Origin of the sequence: Corynebacterium sp. TAE3-ERU2 (assembly GCF_019209955.1) — a bacterium.
Taxonomy (GTDB): domain Bacteria; phylum Actinomycetota; class Actinomycetes; order Mycobacteriales; family Mycobacteriaceae; genus Corynebacterium; species Corynebacterium megadyptis.
This window is the reverse complement of sequence record NZ_JAHUTL010000005.1, coordinates 239,026-255,687: the sequence shown is the minus strand read 5'-3', so window position 1 is coordinate 255,687 and position 16,662 is coordinate 239,026. Positions and strand designations below refer to the sequence as shown.

Sequence of the window (16,662 nt, the reverse complement as noted above, 5' to 3'; positions counted from 1 at the left end):
GTGGGAAGGACACCTGCGCTATGTCGAATGTAGAAAAGACCGAGTTTCAGCTCCCCGAGGGGGCAGTGCGCCCGCCGGATTCTGCTCTGAGCCCGCAGCTCAACGAGGGCGAGCACGATGATGAGGTGAATCTGCGCCCGAAAAGCTTGGGCGAGTTCATCGGCCAGCCCAAGGTGCGCGAGCAGCTCGAGCTGGTGCTGGGCGGCGCCAGGAGCAGGGGAGTGGCGCCCGATCATGTGCTGTTATCCGGCCCGCCTGGGCTGGGCAAGACCACCATGGCGATGATCATCGCCGCCGAGCTCAACTCCAATCTGCGTATGACCTCTGGTCCCGCACTCGAACGCGCCGGCGATCTTGCAGCCATGCTCTCCAATCTCACCGAGGGTGATGTGCTGTTTATCGACGAGATCCACCGCATGGCCCGTCCGGCAGAAGAAATGCTCTACATGGCGATGGAGGATTTCCGTATTGATGTGATCGTCGGCAAAGGCCCCGGGGCCACCTCGATCCCCTTGGAGCTAGCTCCCTTCACCTTGGTGGGGGCGACCACCCGCTCCGGTATGCTCACCGGTCCCTTGCGTGATCGCTTTGGCTTCACCGCCCAAATGGAGTTCTATGGTCCCGCCGATCTCACCCGCGTGGTGCTGCGCGCCGCCAAGATCCTCGGGGTGAGTATCGATGAGGATGCCGGCCACGAGATCGCCTCCCGCTCCCGCGGCACCCCGCGTATTGCCAATCGGCTGCTGCGGCGGGTGCGCGACTATGCCGATGTGCATTCCAATGGGCATATCACCCTCGCTGCAGCCCAGGCCGCGCTCGTGGTCTTTGATGTCGATGAGATGGGGCTTGACCGCCTGGATCGGGCGGTGCTCAGCGCGTTGATCAAGGGCCACGGCGGCGGACCGGTGGGAGTGAGCACCCTCGCCATCGCGGTGGGTGAGGAGCCCTCGACCGTGGAAGAAGTCTGCGAGCCCTATCTCGTGCGCGCCGGCATGATCAGCCGCACCGGGCGGGGTCGAGTGGCCACCGCCGCTGCCTGGCGCCATATCGGCCTAGAGCCGCCGGAGGGAACCGTGGGGCTGTTCTAGCGCCTCCGCGAACACCGGCGGGTGTATATCCCGTTGTTCGCGGCGCCAGAGTTTGGCACACTGGTAGGCACTATGTCGACTCTATTTCTGCTCATTATTCTGGCGCTCTTTTTGCTGCCCGCCTTTTTACAGATGCGCACTCAGCGCAAGCGTCTCAATGAGATCCGCCAGGTTCAAGAATCCCTGCGTCCCGGCGACCGCGTGGTCACCAGCGCTGGGCTCTACGCCACGGTGCGCGATCGCAGCGAGAACACCGTGGATCTCGAGATCGCCGAGGGCGTGGTCTCCACCTTCGAGCTGATCGCCGTGGTGCGCACCCTCGAGGCCCCTGGCGCCGAGTCCGCCCCGGTGATGGAGGAGACGAGCGAGCAGCCGCTGGCACCGCAGTACGAGGAGCAGTCCGCTGAGGGGGTACACCCGGAGAATCTGGAGCAGCCGCATCCGGAACAGCAGGATGCACCGGCCCCCGAGCAGCACCCCGAAGGTTGGCAAGGCTCGGCTGAGAACCGCCGCGACTAAGCTGTTGATTTCATTCACCGCCTCCACTGGCTACTAATTCAGTGGGGGCGTGTCCTATGCCGTACTATGGTCGAATGACCTGCGCGCGCTGTGCATGCGGCGCGCAACCGCCGCCCCGGTACATCCTTGTGGCGGCGGCTGATTCACGCCGGTTGATGAGGTACGCGGGCCACGGCGCCCGTGGCGAGGCTCATCTGTTCATTGGAGGAGGAAACGTTCGTGGCATCCCGCAGCAAGCGGTCGCAGCTGGGACCATCGGCGTGGCCGAAGCGGGCGATCGGCGTGTTTGCGCTGATCCTCGTGCTGGTTTACGCATTGGTCTTGTTCACTGGAGACCGCAGGCCCGTCCCCAAGCTGGGTATTGATCTTCAAGGCGGGACCCGGGTGACCCTGGTCCCACAGGGCCAGGATCCCACCTCGGAGCAGCTGGCGCAGGCGCGCACCATTCTGGAAAACCGCGTGAACGGTATGGGCGTCAGCGGCGCGGAAGTGATCACCGATGGCGATACGCTCGTGATCTCCGTGCCGGGTGAAGATACCGCCCAGGCCAAGGCGCTCTCGCAGACCTCGCAGCTGATGTTCCGTCCCGTGCTCACCCCGACCGAGATCCCATCCCCGGAAGATAATCTTTCGGCGCTGGAGACCATGGCGAATCGCTGGGTCAGCGTCGGCGCGAGCACCAAGGAGCACGCCCAGAGCGTGCTCGACGAGGTCGCCACTACCTTGTCGAATAACTCGGAGCAGCTCGTGGGGGAGAAGAAGACCTTCGATGCCCCGAAGGTGAGCGAGAATCCGCCGGCCGAGCCAAAGAACTCCTTGGAGCAGGCCGAGCAGCGCGATAAGGAGCTGGAGGTACTCCGCGAGGACCGCCAATCCGATGATCTGGCGCGGCAGGTAGCGGCCCGCCAGCTCATGGTGTGTGAGCAACAAGAGGATCGCTCGCAGCCGGCACCGCTGGATCCGCTCGCCGGTACCGATGATCCGAAAAAGCCCTTGGTGGCCTGTGATCCGAGCGTGGGCCAAGTGATGCTTCTCGACGCCGTCCCGCTGCTTGTGGGCCAGACCGATGAGGAGCAGGGCACGCGCCTGACCGGTAATGAGATCGATACCTCTCAGCCGATCACCGGTGGCTTCAATCCCGAGCGCAACACCATGGAGATCAACTTCGCCTTTAAGTCCTCCGGTGGCGAGCAGGGCTCCTCGACGTGGGCGAAGCTGACCGAGGAGTACCTGCAACGGCAGATCGCGATCACCCTTGACTCGCAGATTATCTCCGCCCCGGTGATCCAATCCGCCACCCCGGTGGGATCGGGCACCTCGATTACGGGTAGCTTCTCGCAGCAGGAGGCCACCGAGTTGGCCAATAACCTGCGCTATGGTGCGCTGCCCTTGAGCTTCGCCGGCGAAAATGGCGAGCTCGGCGGAACCACCACCACGATCCCGCCCTCGCTGGGTAGCGCCTCGCTGCAGGCGGGCCTGATCGCGGGCATTGTCGGTCTGGTGCTTATCGCCGTCTTCGCCTTCAGCTACTACCGCGTCTTCGGCGCTCTGGCGATCTTCACCCTCGTGGCGGCCAATGCCTTGGTTTACGGCGCCCTGGTGCTGCTGGGCCGCTGGATCGGCTATAGCCTCGACTTGGCCGGTATCGCTGGTCTGATCATTGGTCTGGGCACGACCGCCGACTCCTTCGTGGTGTTCTATGAGCGCATCAAGGACGAGATCCGCGATAATAACCGCACCTTCCGTTCGGCGGTGCCGCGCGGCTGGCAGTCTGCCAAGCGCACCATTCTCAGCGGTAATACGGTGTCGCTGATCGCGGCCATCGTGCTCTACGTCCTCGCAGTCGGATCCGTCAAGGGCTTCGCCTTTACCCTGGGTCTGACCACGATCTTCAACTTGGTCGTCACCTTCTTGGTGACCGCGCCGCTGGTGCTGCTCGCCAGCCGCCGCGCGTGGTTCAATAAGACGTCCCGCAATGGCTTTGGCGCGGTGATGAAGGTACGCGATGAGCGCGCCGCCGCCGGCTCCGCTCCGGAGGCGCCCTATGCCAATGAGGTTATCGCCGGCAACGGCTCGAACGATGCGGCAGGAGAGAAGTAACCATGAGTGATACCTCTATCATCAAGCGGCTCTACACCGGCGAGGGCGGCGTCGATTTCATCGGCAAGCGCAAGCGCTGGTACACCATCGCCGCCATCGTCATCCTTATTGCCCTCGCCTCGATCGCGATCCGGGGATTCAGCCTCGGTATCGATTTCCAGGGCGGCACCAAGATGAATATGCCCGCCGGGGATCTCGACGAGACCCGAGTGGAGCAGGTCTTTGAAGAGGCCACCGGGGTGGACCCGCACGCGGTGCAGGTCGTCGGTTCGGGCGATGCCCGCATCCTGGAGATCACCTCGGAGCGGCTCGGCGAGGAACAGATCAATGACGCCCGCGCGGCGCTTTATGATGCCTTCCAGCCCAAGGACTCGCAGGGAGAGCCCTCCCCGGATGCCATCGGTGACTCCACCGTCTCCGAATCCTGGGGCTCGACCATTACCGAACGCATGCTGCTGGCCATGGGCGTATTCCTGGCGCTCGTCTTCGCCTTCATTGCCCTGCGCTTTGAGAAGCTCATGGGTGTATCCGCCATCGCGTGTATCACGGTGGACGCCATCGTGATCTCCGGTGTGTATGCCCTCATCGGTTTCGAGGTCACCCCCGCTACCGTGATCGGCCTGCTGACCGTGCTGGCCTTCTCGCTCTATGACACCGTGGTGGTCTTCGATAAGGTCTCCGAACTCACCGCCGGTTTTCAGTCCTCGCGCCGGCGCACCTATGCGGAGCTGGCCAACCGTGCCATTAACCAGACGGTGATGCGCTCGATCTCCACCACGGTGCTCTCGGCGCTGCCGATCATCTCGCTGATGGTGGTCGCGGTGTGGATGCTCGGTGTGGGCACCTTGAAGGATCTCGCACTAGTGCAGCTCATCGGCGTGGTGCAGGGTACGCTCTCCTCGATCTTCCTCGCCGCCCCCTGCTTGGTGTCGATGAAAAACCGCACCAAGGAAGTACGGGAGCACAACGCTGCCGTGGAGCGCTACCGCTCCGGGGCAGCAGAGGAGCCGGAAGATTCTCCGGTCGATACCGGCCGCACGGTTCAGGCCCCGCAGCCGGCGGAGCACGGGCAGCCGGAGGCGCTCAGCTGGCGCCCCACCACCCACTAGTGATGTGCCTGGCGGCGCTGCGGACCGCATGGCCACGGCAGCGGCGGTGTCCTGCGGGGCACGTCGGCTGCGGTGGCGCAGGTGAGCGTCGATAAGCACAGCAAGAATGAAGGAAACCCTGATGAGTGCAGGAATGACTCTGCGCCGCGTGATCGTGATGCTAGCTGTGGGGGTTCTCGGGCTGGCCGGCTGCGCGGAGGAAGAACAGCCGCCGCAGGAAGTCTTCGGCTATGCCGTGGACACCCCGCTGGTGACGACCAATGCTGCCTCCACAATCGGGGTGAGTACCAACGCGGAACAGCTGGCCTCACGGCTATATCCGCCGGTATTCGTGCACGGCCCGCAGGGCCAGACCATCCCCAATATGGATCTAGCGCAGGGCCAGTCCTTGCCGGGGCAAAGCGTGCAGATCATCTACACCATTAATAAGAGCGCCATCTTCTCCGATGAGGTGCCGGTGACCTGCGATGATTTCTATCTCTCCTTCATCGCCGCGACGCAGGAAGCCTATTTCAAAGCCTATAACCCGCTGATGCAGCAGGTCGCCGATGTGAAATGCGAGCGCGGCTCCAAAAACTTCACGGTGCAGTTCAAGGACTCCTTCGGCTCCCGGTGGAAGCAGCTTTTCGGCCCCGGCACCGTGCTGCCCGCCCATATCATCGCCCGCGCCGCTGGGCTGAGCGAAGACGAGATGTGGCAGGCGATTACTAGCGGCGCCCCCGAGCAGATGAACAAGATTGGCACCGCATGGAACGATGCCTTTTTGCTGAAGAACTTTGACCCCGAGCTGCACGCCTCCTCAGGCCCGATGAAGATCTCCGAGGTGCTCGACGATGGCTCGGTGGTGCTCGTGCCTAACCCGCACTACGCAGGAGACGCCCCCTCCCTGGATAAGATCGTGGTCTATCCCGCCGGGGTGGACCGGGTGGCCAAGGCCGAGCAGAACTCCTTGGAGATCGCGGATCTGGTGAATGCCTCCTCGATCGACTGGGTGGACCGCAATGACACCGCCAATCCCTATGAGGTCACCCGCGAGGTGGGGCAGCTGATCGAACAACTCAATCTCGCCAACTCGGGGGTGCTCGCCACCCCAGAGAAGCGGCGGGGCTTTGCCGCCTGCGTGGATCAAAATGAGATCGCCCAGTTGTCCTCTGGGTATTCCGGCGTGGATGTGCCGCCGGTGGGCACCCGCCTCAGCCCGGCGATCGCGCCGACCTTTGAGAGCACCCGCGATATTTCCGATCGCAATCTCGGCACCGATATGGCCAAGGCCCGTGCCGAGCTGGAGGGGGCGACGATCCGTATCGGCTATACCGCCCCCGATCCACGGAAAAAGGCGATTGTGGAAGCCATTGGCGAAAGCTGTGCCAAAGCCGGGATCACGATCACGGATGTCTCGGATATCACCAATGATCTCGGTGATCTCTCCCGCACCGCCACGAATGAGTGGGGCGGCCCAGCCGATCTGGAGGGGAAAGCCGATGCGATTTTGGTGGCGGTGGATACCCGCACCGAGTACGCCTCGGTGAATGCGCCCGCGAATAATAGCGAGCTATTGCGCCAAGCGGAGGAGCGGCTGTGGGATGAGATCCCCTCCATTCCGCTCGCTGCCCAACCCCGCACGTTTGTGGTGGACAACTCGGTGGGTAACGTTGTTCCTAACACCTCACGAGCGGGGATCGGCTGGAACATGTCGCGCTGGCAGGTCACATAACCTGCGCTCGCCTCTCGCGGCGCCGGCGCCGTATCGCGGCGGTGCGGTCGTGGCAGTCGATCGCGTTCGTGGGGGAGTGTCCCAACTTCATGCTCGATGAATCCCGTGCACCTTTGGTGCCCGCTGGGTAAGCCTGCGGCTGCCCAGCACCTGACAGGAAGGCCACACGTATAGCCATGTCGTATGCAACCGCCCGCGACGCCCTTGCCGATCGCATCCGCTATGTGCCCGATTTTCCCGCCGAAGGCGTGATCTTTGAGGACCTCACCCCGGTGCTCGCCGATGGGGAGGCGCTGCGGGTGATCGTCGATGAGCTCTCCCAGGCTGTGAAAGAAATGGGTGCGGAGATGATCGGCGGCCTCGATGCCCGCGGCTTCCTGCTCGGCTCTGCGGTGGCCTATAAGCTCGGCATGGGCGTGCTGGCCATCCGGAAAAAGGGCAAGCTGCCGCCGCCGGTCTTTAGCGCGGAATACGACCTGGAATATGGCTCGGCAGCGCTCGAGATCCCCGGCAGTGGCGTGGAGTTACAGGGGCGCAAAATTGCGCTTGTCGACGACGTCCTCGCGACAGGCGGAACCCTCTGCGCGGCGCGCAGCTTGCTGGAAAAGGCCGGGGCCACCGTGGTGGGCAATGCTCTCGTGCTGGAGGTCGGCGGCCTCGGCGGCCGGCAGAAGCTCGAAGACGTACCCTTGGTTGTCCTCAACAATGGGGATATCGCCTAGGTTTATCTAATACACTTAGCGCTATGCCGGAAAACAAACCTGGACGCAACCAAGTCAGTGTCCGCAGCATGTCTGCCAGGCTCGCCCGTAGCCTCACCGGCAACAAGGTCAAGGCTAATCCTGTCCTCGAGCCGCTGATCAGTATTCATCGCGAGATCCACCCGAAGTGCGATGTCGCCCTCTTGGAGCGGGCGTACTCCACCGCCGAGCGGCTGCACGAGGGCGTGTATCGCAAGTCCGGTGACCCCTATATCACCCATCCCTTGGCGGTCGCCACGATCGCCGCGGAGATCGGCATGGATACCACCACCCTGTTGGCGGCGCTGCTGCATGACACGGTGGAGGACACCGACTACACCTTGGAGGATCTCACCCGGGACTTCGGTGAGGAAGTCGCCCGCATGGTTGATGGGGTGACCAAGCTGGACAAGGTGGCGCTCGGGGCGGCCGCGGAGGCGGAAACGATCCGCAAAATGATCGTGGCCATGAGCAATGATCCGCGGGTGTTGGTGATCAAGGTGGCCGACCGCCTGCACAATATGCGCACCATGCGCTTTTTGCCCCCGGAGAAACAGGCCAAAAAGGCGCGCGAAACCCTTGAAGTGATTGCGCCGCTGGCGCACCGGCTCGGCATGGCGTCGGTGAAGTGGGAGCTGGAGGATCTCTCCTTCGCCATTTTGTATCCGAAAAAGTATCAAGAGATCGTGCGCTTGGTGGCGGATCGTGCCCCCTCGCGGGATCGCTATATCACCCAGATCATCGACGAGCTCAGCACCACCCTCAAGGACAACAACATCCACGCCGAGGTGATGGGCCGGCCGAAACACTATTGGTCGATCTATCAGAAGATGATCGTGCGGGGCCGCGATTTCGACGAGATCTTCGATCTCATCGGCATCCGCGTGCTCGTCGATGACATCAATAGCTGCTATGCCGCCATCGGTGCGGTGCACTCGCTCTATTCCGCCATGCCCGGGCGCTTCAAGGACTATATTTCCGCGCCGCGCTTCGGGGTGTATCAGTCCCTGCACACCACCGTGATGGGGCCGGGAACCAAGCCGCTCGAGGTGCAGGTGCGCACCCACGAGATGCACTACAACGCCGAGTTCGGTATCGCCGCGCACTGGCGTTATAAGGAGACCAAGGGCTCGCACAAGGGCGATAAAGCCGATCTGGATCAGATGGCGTGGCTGCGCCAGCTGCTGGATTGGCAAAAAGAAGCCGCCGACCCGAATGAGTTTCTCGATTCGCTGCGCTATGACCTCAGCAGCACGCAGATCTTCGTGTTCACCCCCAAGGGCGATGTGGTGAACCTGCCGGTGGATGCTACCCCCGTGGACTTCGCCTATGCGGTACACACCGAGGTGGGGCATCGCTGTATCGGCGCGAAGATCAACGGCAAATTGGTGGCGCTCGAAACCAAGCTGAATTCCGGCGATCGGGTAGAGGTATTTACCTCCAAAGATCAGGCGGCAGGACCCAGCCAAGACTGGGAGAAGTTCGTGGCCTCGCCGCGCGCCAAGGCGAAGATCCGGCAATGGTTTGCCAAGGAACGCCGCGAAGAGCATGTGGAGCTCGGCCGTGATGCCCTCGCCACCGAAGTGCAGCGCGGTGGGTTGCCCCTGCACCGGCTGATCACCTCGCAGTCCATGCGGGCGGTGGCCGAGGAGCTGCACTACCAGGATGTGGAGACGCTCTACGCCGCGATCGGTAATGGTTCGGTCTCGGCGCGGCATGTGATGAATCGCCTCATGGCTACCTTCGGCGATGCCGACGATGCCGAGGACGCCCTCGCCGCGCGCACCCCCTTCCATGAGCTGGTGAATTCGAAGCAGCGAGCGAACCAGGATTCCTCCACCGGCATCCTGGTGGAAGGCAGCCCGGATGTGATGGCGAAGCTGGCCAAGTGCTGTACCCCAGTGCCGGGCGATACCATCTTCGGTTTCGTCACCCGCGGTGGTGGGGTGAGCGTGCACCGCGCCGACTGCACCAATGCCGAGAAGCTCCAGCAGGAGCCGGAGCGGCTGATTCAGGTGTCTTGGGCCTCGGAGTCCTCGGGGACGGTCTTCGCCGCCACGCTGCAAGTCGAGGCCCTTGACCGCAATGGCCTCCTGCTGGAGGTTACCCGGGTGATCGCGGAGCAGAAGGTGACGGTGACCGCGATGAATACCCGTGTCGCCGATGACCGCGTGGCGATGCTGCGTTTTACCTTCCAGGTCTCGGATTCCAAGCAGCTGGGATCCCTGATGCACCATCTGCGCAGTATCGAAGGCGTCTTCGACGTCTACCGCGTCACCTCCGGCGGCTAAAGAGCGATAAACCGCGGAGTTGCTGCCCTCAGCGCAATGCGAAGGCCCACACTCTCCCCGTTGGGGAATGAGAGTGTGGGCCTTTATTGCCTTGTGCCGGCCGCAGCGGCTGCGGCCGGGCGCGGGGTATGTTCTAGCTCACCGTGGCGGTGGTGATCTTTACTTCCTCCGCGGGAGCGCCATCGCCGGCGCCCTCGGCGGCACCCTTCTCGGCGATGGAATCGAGGGTCTTCAGCCCGGCCTCATCGATGGTGCCGAAGTAGGTGTACATCGGCGGCAGCGGGGAGTCGTCGTAGTTGAGGAAGAACTGCGAGCCATTGGTATCGGGGCCGCTATTGGCCATGGCGATGGTGCCGCGCTCATAGTTCACGGGCTGCTGCTTGGCCTGATCCGAGGCCTCGTCGGTGGGGAACTCGTTGGCGAATTGGAAGCCCGGGCCGCCCGATCCTTGGCCGCTCGGATCGCCGCACTGCAGCACGTGAATACCGGAGGTGGTGATGCGGTGGCAGATCGTATCGTTGTAGAAGCCCTCCTGTGCCAAATGCTCCACCGCATTGACGGTGCAGGGAGACACGGAACGATCCAGCTTCATGCCGATCGGGCCTTGGCTGGTCTCGAGGGTGACGGTGACGGTACCGCGGGCGGGCACATCCTCCTGGTTGGGGCGAGAGACCTCGCGGCTGGCCTCACGGCCGGAATCCTCATAGGAGCAGGTCACGGTTTCCCCAAGGGGGGTGGTGCGCTCGGTGGCCAGGGGAGTGATGTCCTGCTCTGCTGCCTCGGTGGTGCTGGTCTCCTCGGAGGCCTCCACCGCATCATCGCTGTCGTGCGTCGAAGCCCAGTAGATACCGGCGGTAGCGAGACCAATCACCGCCAGCGAGGCCAGTGCCACGCCGAGAGGCTGGGTCTTTTCCTTCCGATCACGGGACTTGATTTCGCGCTCGAGGGCGCGCATCGACTCCTCGCGACGCTTCTTATTGCTCTCCATTAGGGGTGCTCACCTAGCCTCATGTGCTCGTAGATTCCGTGCTAACTGAACACAGTTTAGAGTATCGCGGGCGCAGTGGTGGTACCGCCCGCGACCTATGATGGTGAGCATGAATCTTGCGATGATGGTCACCGGCCCTTTCCAGACCAACTGCTATGTCATCTCCGATGGCGAGCGCGCGACCGTGATCGATCCCGGCCTCGGCGCCGCGGCTGCGATCACCCAGCACTTACAGCAGAACAATCTCACCTTGGAGCAGGTGCTGCTGACCCACGGCCACATTGATCACACCCGCGATGCAGCCGCCCTCGCCAACGAGCATGGCTGCACTGTCTTCATTCACCCCCAGGATGCGGGCATGCTCAAGGATGGTTCCGGGGTGTCTGAGCAGGCACAGCAGCTTTTCGATGCCGCCTCCATGCCCTTTCCGGACACGCTGGACTATCTCGATGACGGCGCTGAGGTTCACATCTGTAAGGAGCGCTTCACGGTGCGTCATGCCCCGGGCCATTCCCCAGGCTCGGTGCTCTTCGTGGGGCGGCAGGTGTGCTTTTCCGGCGATGTGCTTTTCGCCGGCTCGATTGGCCGCACCGATCTGCCGGGCTCGGATCCTGCCGCGATGAAGCGCAGCCTGGCCGATGTCGTCTCTCAGCTCCCGCCCGAGCTGCATGTGCTGCCCGGGCATGGGCCGGAGACCACGATGGCCACGGAGTTGAAGTCCAACCCCTTCCTCGCCTGATATACACTGTCATCCGTGACTGATTCGAAGAAACTCAAGGCATTTTCCGCTCCCAAGGGCGTTCCGGATTATGTTCCGGCGCACTCCGCTGAATTCAAGGCTGTCCAGAACACCTTGGTGGCCGAGGCCCATCGGGCGGGCTATGAGCACATTGAGTTGCCGATCTTCGAAGACACCGGCCTATTTGCCCGTGGCGTGGGCGAGTCCACCGATGTGGTGAGCAAGGAAATGTACACCTTCCCCGACCGCGGGGGGCGCTCGGTGACTCTGCGCCCGGAGGGCACGGCCGGGGTGATGCGCTCGGTGATCGAGCACAACCTTGATCGTGGCCAGCTGCCGGTGAAGCTGGCCTATGCCGGCCCCTTCTTCCGTTATGAGCGCCCTCAGGCTGGGCGCTACCGCCAGCTGCAGCAGGTGGGTGTGGAGGCCATCGGTGTCGATGATCCCGCCTTGGATGCCGAGGTGGTGGCGCTTGCCGATCGCTCCTTCCGTGCCCTGGGCTTGCGCGGCTACCGGTTGGAGCTGACCTCTCTGGGCGATGCCAGCTGCCGTGGCACCTATCGGGAGAAGCTGCAGGAGTTCCTCTTCGCCTTGCCGCTGGATGAGGCCACCCGGCAGCGCGCCGAGCTGAACCCGCTGCGTGTCTTGGACGATAAGCGCGAGGAGGTCAAGGAGATGACCGCCGACGCCCCGCTCATGCTGGACTATCTCTCCGCCGAGTGCCGGGAGCACTTCGAGACGGTCACCGGCCTGCTCGAGGACATGGGTATCGATTTCGAGATCAATCCGCGCCTGGTGCGAGGTTTGGACTATTACACCAAGACCTGCTTCGAGTTCGTGCACGATGGTTTGGGCGCACAGTCCGGTATCGGTGGCGGTGGCCGCTATGACGGGCTGATGAAGCAGCTCGGCGGGCAGGATCTCTCCGGTATCGGCTATGGCTTGGGCGTGGATCGCGCCCTGCTGGCCATGCAGGCCGAGGGAGTGAGCCTGACCACCGGTTCCCGGGTGGATGTCTACGGTGTCGGCATGGGCGCAGACGCCAAGCGCCGGCTCGCCGCTGTGATCAATGAGCTGCGCGTGGCCGGTATCTCGGCCGATATGTCCTATGGCGATCGCGGTTTGAAGGGCGCGATGAAGGGTGCGGACCGCGCCGGCGCCCAGTTCGCGCTCGTGATCGGTGATCGGGAGCTGGACAATGACGTGGTGGCGGTGAAGGATCTGAGCCGTCACGAGCAGCAGGAGGTCTCTACCGCCGCGCTGGTGGAGCACCTGCGCACCGCGCTGGCCTAATACGTTCTGAACGCAGATAACGGCGCTGCCGCGACGTCTCGTGCTACGCACGGGAACTGCGGCAGCGCCGTTGCGCATGCCAGGCCGGAACGCCACACGGGGCGTGGCTAGCATTCCACGCGGTTGACCTTCAAGCCGATGTTCACGGCGAGCCCACCCATGGAGGTCTCCTTGTACTTGGAGAGCATGTCCTTGCCGGTATCGCTCATGGTCTTGACCGCATCATCCAAAGACACCCAGTGCTGGCCATCGCCGAAGCAGGCGAGACGGGCGGCGTTAATTGACTTCACCGCGCCGATGGCATTGCGTTCGATACAAGGGATCTGGACCAGGCCGCCGATGGGATCGCAGGTGAGCCCGAGGTTGTGTTCGAGGGCGATTTCCGCGGCGTTTTCTACTTGGGCAGCGGAGCCGCCCATGATCTGCGCCAGTCCCGCCGCGGCCATAGCGGAGGCGGAGCCCACCTCTCCTTGGCAGCCCACCTCGGCGCCGGAGATGGAGGCGTTTTCTTTAATGATGAGGCCGATGGCCGCGGCGGCGAGCAAAAACTCGCGGGCGGTATCACGGGTGAAGTCCACACGGAAGTCGCGGGCGTAGTTCATCACCGCGGGGATGATGCCGGCTGCACCATTGGTGGGGGCCGTTACTACCCGCCCGCCGGCGGCGTTTTCCTCATTTACCGCCAGGGCGTAGAGGTTCACCCATTCCATGGCGCGCAGCGCATCGCCCTCATCGTTTTGCTTTTCGGCGCGGATGCGCTCGAGCATGGCTGCGGCGCGACGACGCACCCGCAAGCCCCCGGGTAGCTCGCCGGTGGCGGCGGTGCCGCGTTGGATGCACTCGCTCATGGTGTGCCATACCCGGTCGAGATGGCCGAGTACATAATCGGCGCCGCCGTGCTCGTAGTGCAGTTGGGACTCATTGGCCAGCATGATGGCGGCGACCGACATGTCGTGCAGGCGACAGAGCTCCAGTAGCTCATTGCCGGTGGTGAAGGGATAGGGCAGCTCGCCTTCGCGGCCGGCAGTGGCGGCCCCGGCGGGCAGGGTTGCGATCTCCTCCATCTCCTCTTCCCGCAGAATGAACCCGCCGCCGACAGAGAAGTAGCGCTGCGGCGCCCCGAGTGGCTCGCCGTGCGCGTCGAGCTGCTGGAAGGTCATGCCATTGGGGTGCTGCGGCAGAGGAGGGTTATCGAAGACAATCCGGTAGTCGATAGGCCCGTCGAAGGTATCGATGGTGCCGCTCTCGGGAATCGCCGCCCCTGGGGCGGGCTCGATATCGTGGGGGACCGTATCGGGTTCGTAGCCCATCAGTCCAAGCAGCGTGGCGCGGTCGGTGCCATGTCCTAAACCCGTGGCGGCAAGCGAGCCGTGCAGGGTGATTGCCACGGCCCGGGGCTGATGCTGCCGTACATACTGCAGGGCAGCGCGCATCGGTCCGACAGTATGGGATGACGAGGGGCCGATGCCGATGCTAAAAAGATCAACCGCTGAAATAGTCATAGTTGCTAGTCTATTGCGGGCTACATCACATAAACCTCCCCAGAACTACCCTCTGGTCTGGTATGTGAGAACGGCATCTGAACTGCGAAAAGAGTGCTATGTGCGGGGGTGATGATCTGGTATTCCAGACGCGCCGAGACGTCAGGCGCCGCGGACTCTACGGGGCAGAGGAGCCTGCCTGGTGCTCCATCATGATCGCCTCCGAGAGCTCCTCGGCGGCGCGCTGCACACGCTCCTCAAACTCGGCCGAATCCGCGCTATCGGTGGAGTGAAATACCGCCGTGGGCAAGACGCTGGCCTTCAAGTGTGTGATCAGCGGGCGCAAGGCATAGTCCACCGCGAGCAGATGGCGGGGGCTGCCGGCGGTCGCCGCCAATGTCGTTGGGGTGCCCACTACCGCGGTGCGGGGCAGCGAGTCCACAAACATCTTCAATAGCCCCGAGAAACTGGCGGTAAAGATCGGGGTGGCAATAATCAGCCCATCGGCCTGCTCGACCTGGCGATGCGCAGCGCTGAGCGCCTCGCTGAGCTGAAAACCCTCGGTCATATACGAGGCCAGATCGAAGGCCAGGGTGCGCACCTCCAGCTCGGAGCGGGAGATAGTCTCACCCTGCTGCGCCAGCGAGTCCTCGGCGGCAGTGGCGATACGGCGCGCTAAGGAAAGCGTGGAGGATGGCGAGGAGAGCCCAGCAGAAATCACGAGCAGAGATGGCATGGTTTCTTAGGGTAGCCCAGCCGGTGCAGAAGCGGCAGGGGAGGGGGAGAAGCCGATGGGCAGATGCCGCTGTGCGGGCCCGGCACACGCTGCGCGGTGGCTTAAAACTCCTCCAGCGCATCCAGCAGCGGGATCACATCAGCGGCGCCGACGATACGAATCGGCTTCTGCGACTTCTTGCCGTGCTCGGTAACAATTAGCACCCGCGGCAGCTCCGGATGCCGCAGCATCGTCACCGCCGTGGCAGCGTCCACATCGGCGGGGGCAAAGACCGCATGATCGCGCAAGGCGCGGCTATGGGCGAAATCGATCACCTCGCCCACCCGGACGGACTCGAGCGCGCCCACATCCTCGCCCGCGCTGCGGCGAAGCGACCAATCCGCAAACCACTGCGCCACCATGGTGGTGGTCAGCAGCGCCTGATAGGAGCCCTCGTGATAGATCGGGTACTGAGAAATGCCCTTCTCATTAATAATGCGAAATACCTCGGAGAGTGAGTCCTCCGGGGTGAAGCTATAGATCTTCTGCTGCCCGATCACCTGCACCACTCGCGGCGGGCTGAGCAATACATCGCGCAGCTTCTCTATAGCGGCCACCGTATCGGCCCGCGGCTCCGCAATGGGCTCGCCATCCCGATAGGAGCCGTGGCTGATCGCATTGCGCAGATCCACAAAGGCCTCAAGCTCCATCAACTGCAGGGAGGTGATGGCCCCGCTATTTTCCATGCGGCGCGCCATCGAGCCAAAGGCTTCATAGCCCTTCGGCTGCAATACCGAGCGAAAGTGCGCCTCGATATCGTTAAATGCCGCAATGAATTGATGGGCGCGGTGTGCCGGTTCATTCGCGGCGTCGCGCTCGGCGGGGCGGGGGTCATTCATGGGGCCATCCTCTTTCCTCGCATCGGGGTGTCACGGCGGCGGGCGGAAACGCTAGTTGGTATAGCCGCCGCGCTCTAAGGTGTCGCAGGTGGACATGCGTCCACTGGTGTAGCCAGTCATAAAGGCCTGCTGGCGCTGCTTGGAGGAACCATGCGTCCAACTATCCGGCTGCACCTCGCGACCGGACTGTTGTTGGATATTGTCATCGCCAATGGCGCGCGCGGTATCCACGGCCTGCTGCACCTGCTCTTCGGTAATCGGCTCCAGATAGGCGTCCTCGCCCTTATCGGCATAGTGCGCCCAGAGCCCTGCATAGCAATCGGCCTGCAGCTCGATCTTCACCGCATTCGAATCCGCGCCGGGATCGTTGTAGTTGCTCAAGCCCAGGGTGCCTTCCAGATTCTGGATGTGGTGGCCGTATTCGTGGGCCACCACATACATCTGGGCGAGTGGGCCGGAATCGCCGCCGAGCTGATCCAGTTGGCTAAAAAATGAGGTGTCGAAGTAGGCGGAGTTATCCCGCGGGCAGTAGAAGGGGCCGGTGGCGGATTGGGCGATGCCACAGCCGGATTGGGTGGCGCCCTCAAAAAGCACGGGGGTGGGCTCGGTGTAGTTGATGCCGGCCTGGGCCGGCAGCTGCTCGCGCCACACATCATCGACCGACAAGGCGGTGAACATCACGCGGCAATCGTCGTAGGTGTTGGCGTCCTCGCCGGTACGGCAGTGCTCCAGCGTGCCGGACTCGCCCTGGACTTGTTGCTCGGGCGCGGTGAGCTGGCCGAGGCTGCCAATATCGCCGCCCATGAATAGATACAGCCCCACGAGCAGCAGGGTGCCAATGCCGCCGCCACCTAGCGCTACCGCTCGGCCACCGCCGCCGGTGCGGGCGCGGCTGCCCTCGCTCGTAACGTCTTTACGAAAAGTCATGCGTTTATATTCTCACATTCTTTGCGCTTATCGACGCCTTCTCGCTGCAGTCGCGAGGC

Annotated in this window: 14 protein-coding genes; 9 read left to right on the top strand and 5 right to left on the bottom strand. The window is 63.3% G+C overall.

Annotation, left to right across the window (positions count from 1 at the left end; genetic code table 11):
* Positions 1-20 precede the first annotated feature (20 nt).
* The 7 genes from ruvB (at position 21) to KRX12_RS08785 (ending at position 9,561) form a co-directional block, all read left to right on the top strand.
* Entirely contained in the window at positions 21-1,088 is a 1,068-nt protein-coding gene (ruvB, locus tag KRX12_RS08815; protein WP_218366386.1) for a Holliday junction branch migration DNA helicase RuvB, read from the top strand.
* Positions 1,089-1,160: 72 nt separating this feature from the next.
* Complete coding sequence (yajC, locus tag KRX12_RS08810; RefSeq protein WP_218363359.1) at positions 1,161-1,607, top strand: preprotein translocase subunit YajC; 447 nt, start codon at positions 1,161-1,163, stop codon at positions 1,605-1,607.
* Between the two features lie 219 nt (positions 1,608-1,826).
* Positions 1,827-3,707 (top strand): protein translocase subunit SecD, encoded by a 1,881-nt coding sequence (secD, locus tag KRX12_RS08805; RefSeq protein ID WP_218366385.1) that lies wholly within the window; start codon positions 1,827-1,829, stop codon positions 3,705-3,707.
* A 2-nt stretch (positions 3,708-3,709) separates the two neighbouring features.
* On the top strand, positions 3,710-4,816 hold the full coding sequence (gene secF, locus KRX12_RS08800; RefSeq protein ID WP_218366384.1) for a protein translocase subunit SecF: 1,107 nt from the start codon (positions 3,710-3,712) through the stop codon (positions 4,814-4,816).
* A gap of 121 nt (positions 4,817-4,937) precedes the next feature.
* A complete protein-coding gene (locus KRX12_RS08795; protein ID WP_218363356.1) occupies positions 4,938-6,530 on the top strand; it encodes an ABC transporter substrate-binding protein in 1,593 nt (530 codons plus the stop codon).
* A gap of 176 nt (positions 6,531-6,706) precedes the next feature.
* Positions 6,707-7,252 (top strand): adenine phosphoribosyltransferase, encoded by a 546-nt coding sequence (locus KRX12_RS08790; RefSeq protein ID WP_218363355.1) that lies wholly within the window; start codon positions 6,707-6,709, stop codon positions 7,250-7,252.
* A 23-nt stretch (positions 7,253-7,275) separates the two neighbouring features.
* Positions 7,276-9,561 carry a bifunctional (p)ppGpp synthetase/guanosine-3',5'-bis(diphosphate) 3'-pyrophosphohydrolase gene (locus tag KRX12_RS08785; RefSeq protein ID WP_218366383.1) on the top strand — a complete coding sequence of 762 codons (2,286 nt, stop codon included), beginning with the start codon at positions 7,276-7,278 and terminating at the stop codon, positions 9,559-9,561.
* Positions 9,562-9,694: 133 nt separating this feature from the next.
* Here the strand turns inward: KRX12_RS08785 and KRX12_RS08780 are convergent, their stop codons facing one another.
* On the bottom strand, positions 9,695-10,549 hold the full coding sequence (locus KRX12_RS08780; RefSeq protein WP_218366382.1) for a peptidylprolyl isomerase: 855 nt from the start codon (positions 10,547-10,549) through the stop codon (positions 9,695-9,697).
* Positions 10,550-10,649: 100 nt separating this feature from the next.
* Here KRX12_RS08780 and KRX12_RS08775 point away from each other — a divergent pair, with 100 nt between their 5' ends.
* Positions 10,650-11,288 (top strand): MBL fold metallo-hydrolase, encoded by a 639-nt coding sequence (locus KRX12_RS08775; protein ID WP_370625567.1) that lies wholly within the window; start codon positions 10,650-10,652, stop codon positions 11,286-11,288.
* 15 nt (positions 11,289-11,303) lie between these two features.
* A complete protein-coding gene (gene hisS / locus KRX12_RS08770) occupies positions 11,304-12,581 on the top strand; it encodes a histidine--tRNA ligase (protein ID WP_218366380.1) in 1,278 nt (425 codons plus the stop codon).
* 107 nt (positions 12,582-12,688) lie between these two features.
* Here hisS and KRX12_RS08765 read toward each other — a convergent pair whose 3' ends face one another.
* The 4 genes from KRX12_RS08765 to KRX12_RS08750 all read right to left on the bottom strand — a co-directional run bounded on the left by KRX12_RS08765 (position 12,689) and on the right by KRX12_RS08750 (position 16,603).
* Positions 12,689-14,083: an L-serine ammonia-lyase gene (locus tag KRX12_RS08765; RefSeq protein WP_218366379.1), complete on the bottom strand. Its 1,395-nt coding sequence runs from the start codon at positions 14,081-14,083 to the stop codon at positions 12,689-12,691.
* A 157-nt stretch (positions 14,084-14,240) separates the two neighbouring features.
* On the bottom strand, positions 14,241-14,798 hold the full coding sequence (locus KRX12_RS08760; RefSeq protein ID WP_218363349.1) for a CE1759 family FMN reductase: 558 nt from the start codon (positions 14,796-14,798) through the stop codon (positions 14,241-14,243).
* 101 nt (positions 14,799-14,899) lie between these two features.
* Positions 14,900-15,676, bottom strand: coding sequence for a CBS domain-containing protein (locus tag KRX12_RS08755; protein WP_218366378.1), 777 nt, complete (start codon positions 15,674-15,676; stop codon positions 14,900-14,902).
* 51 nt (positions 15,677-15,727) lie between these two features.
* Entirely contained in the window at positions 15,728-16,603 is an 876-nt protein-coding gene (locus KRX12_RS08750; protein ID WP_218366377.1) for a neutral zinc metallopeptidase, read from the bottom strand.
* Positions 16,604-16,662 lie beyond the last annotated feature (59 nt).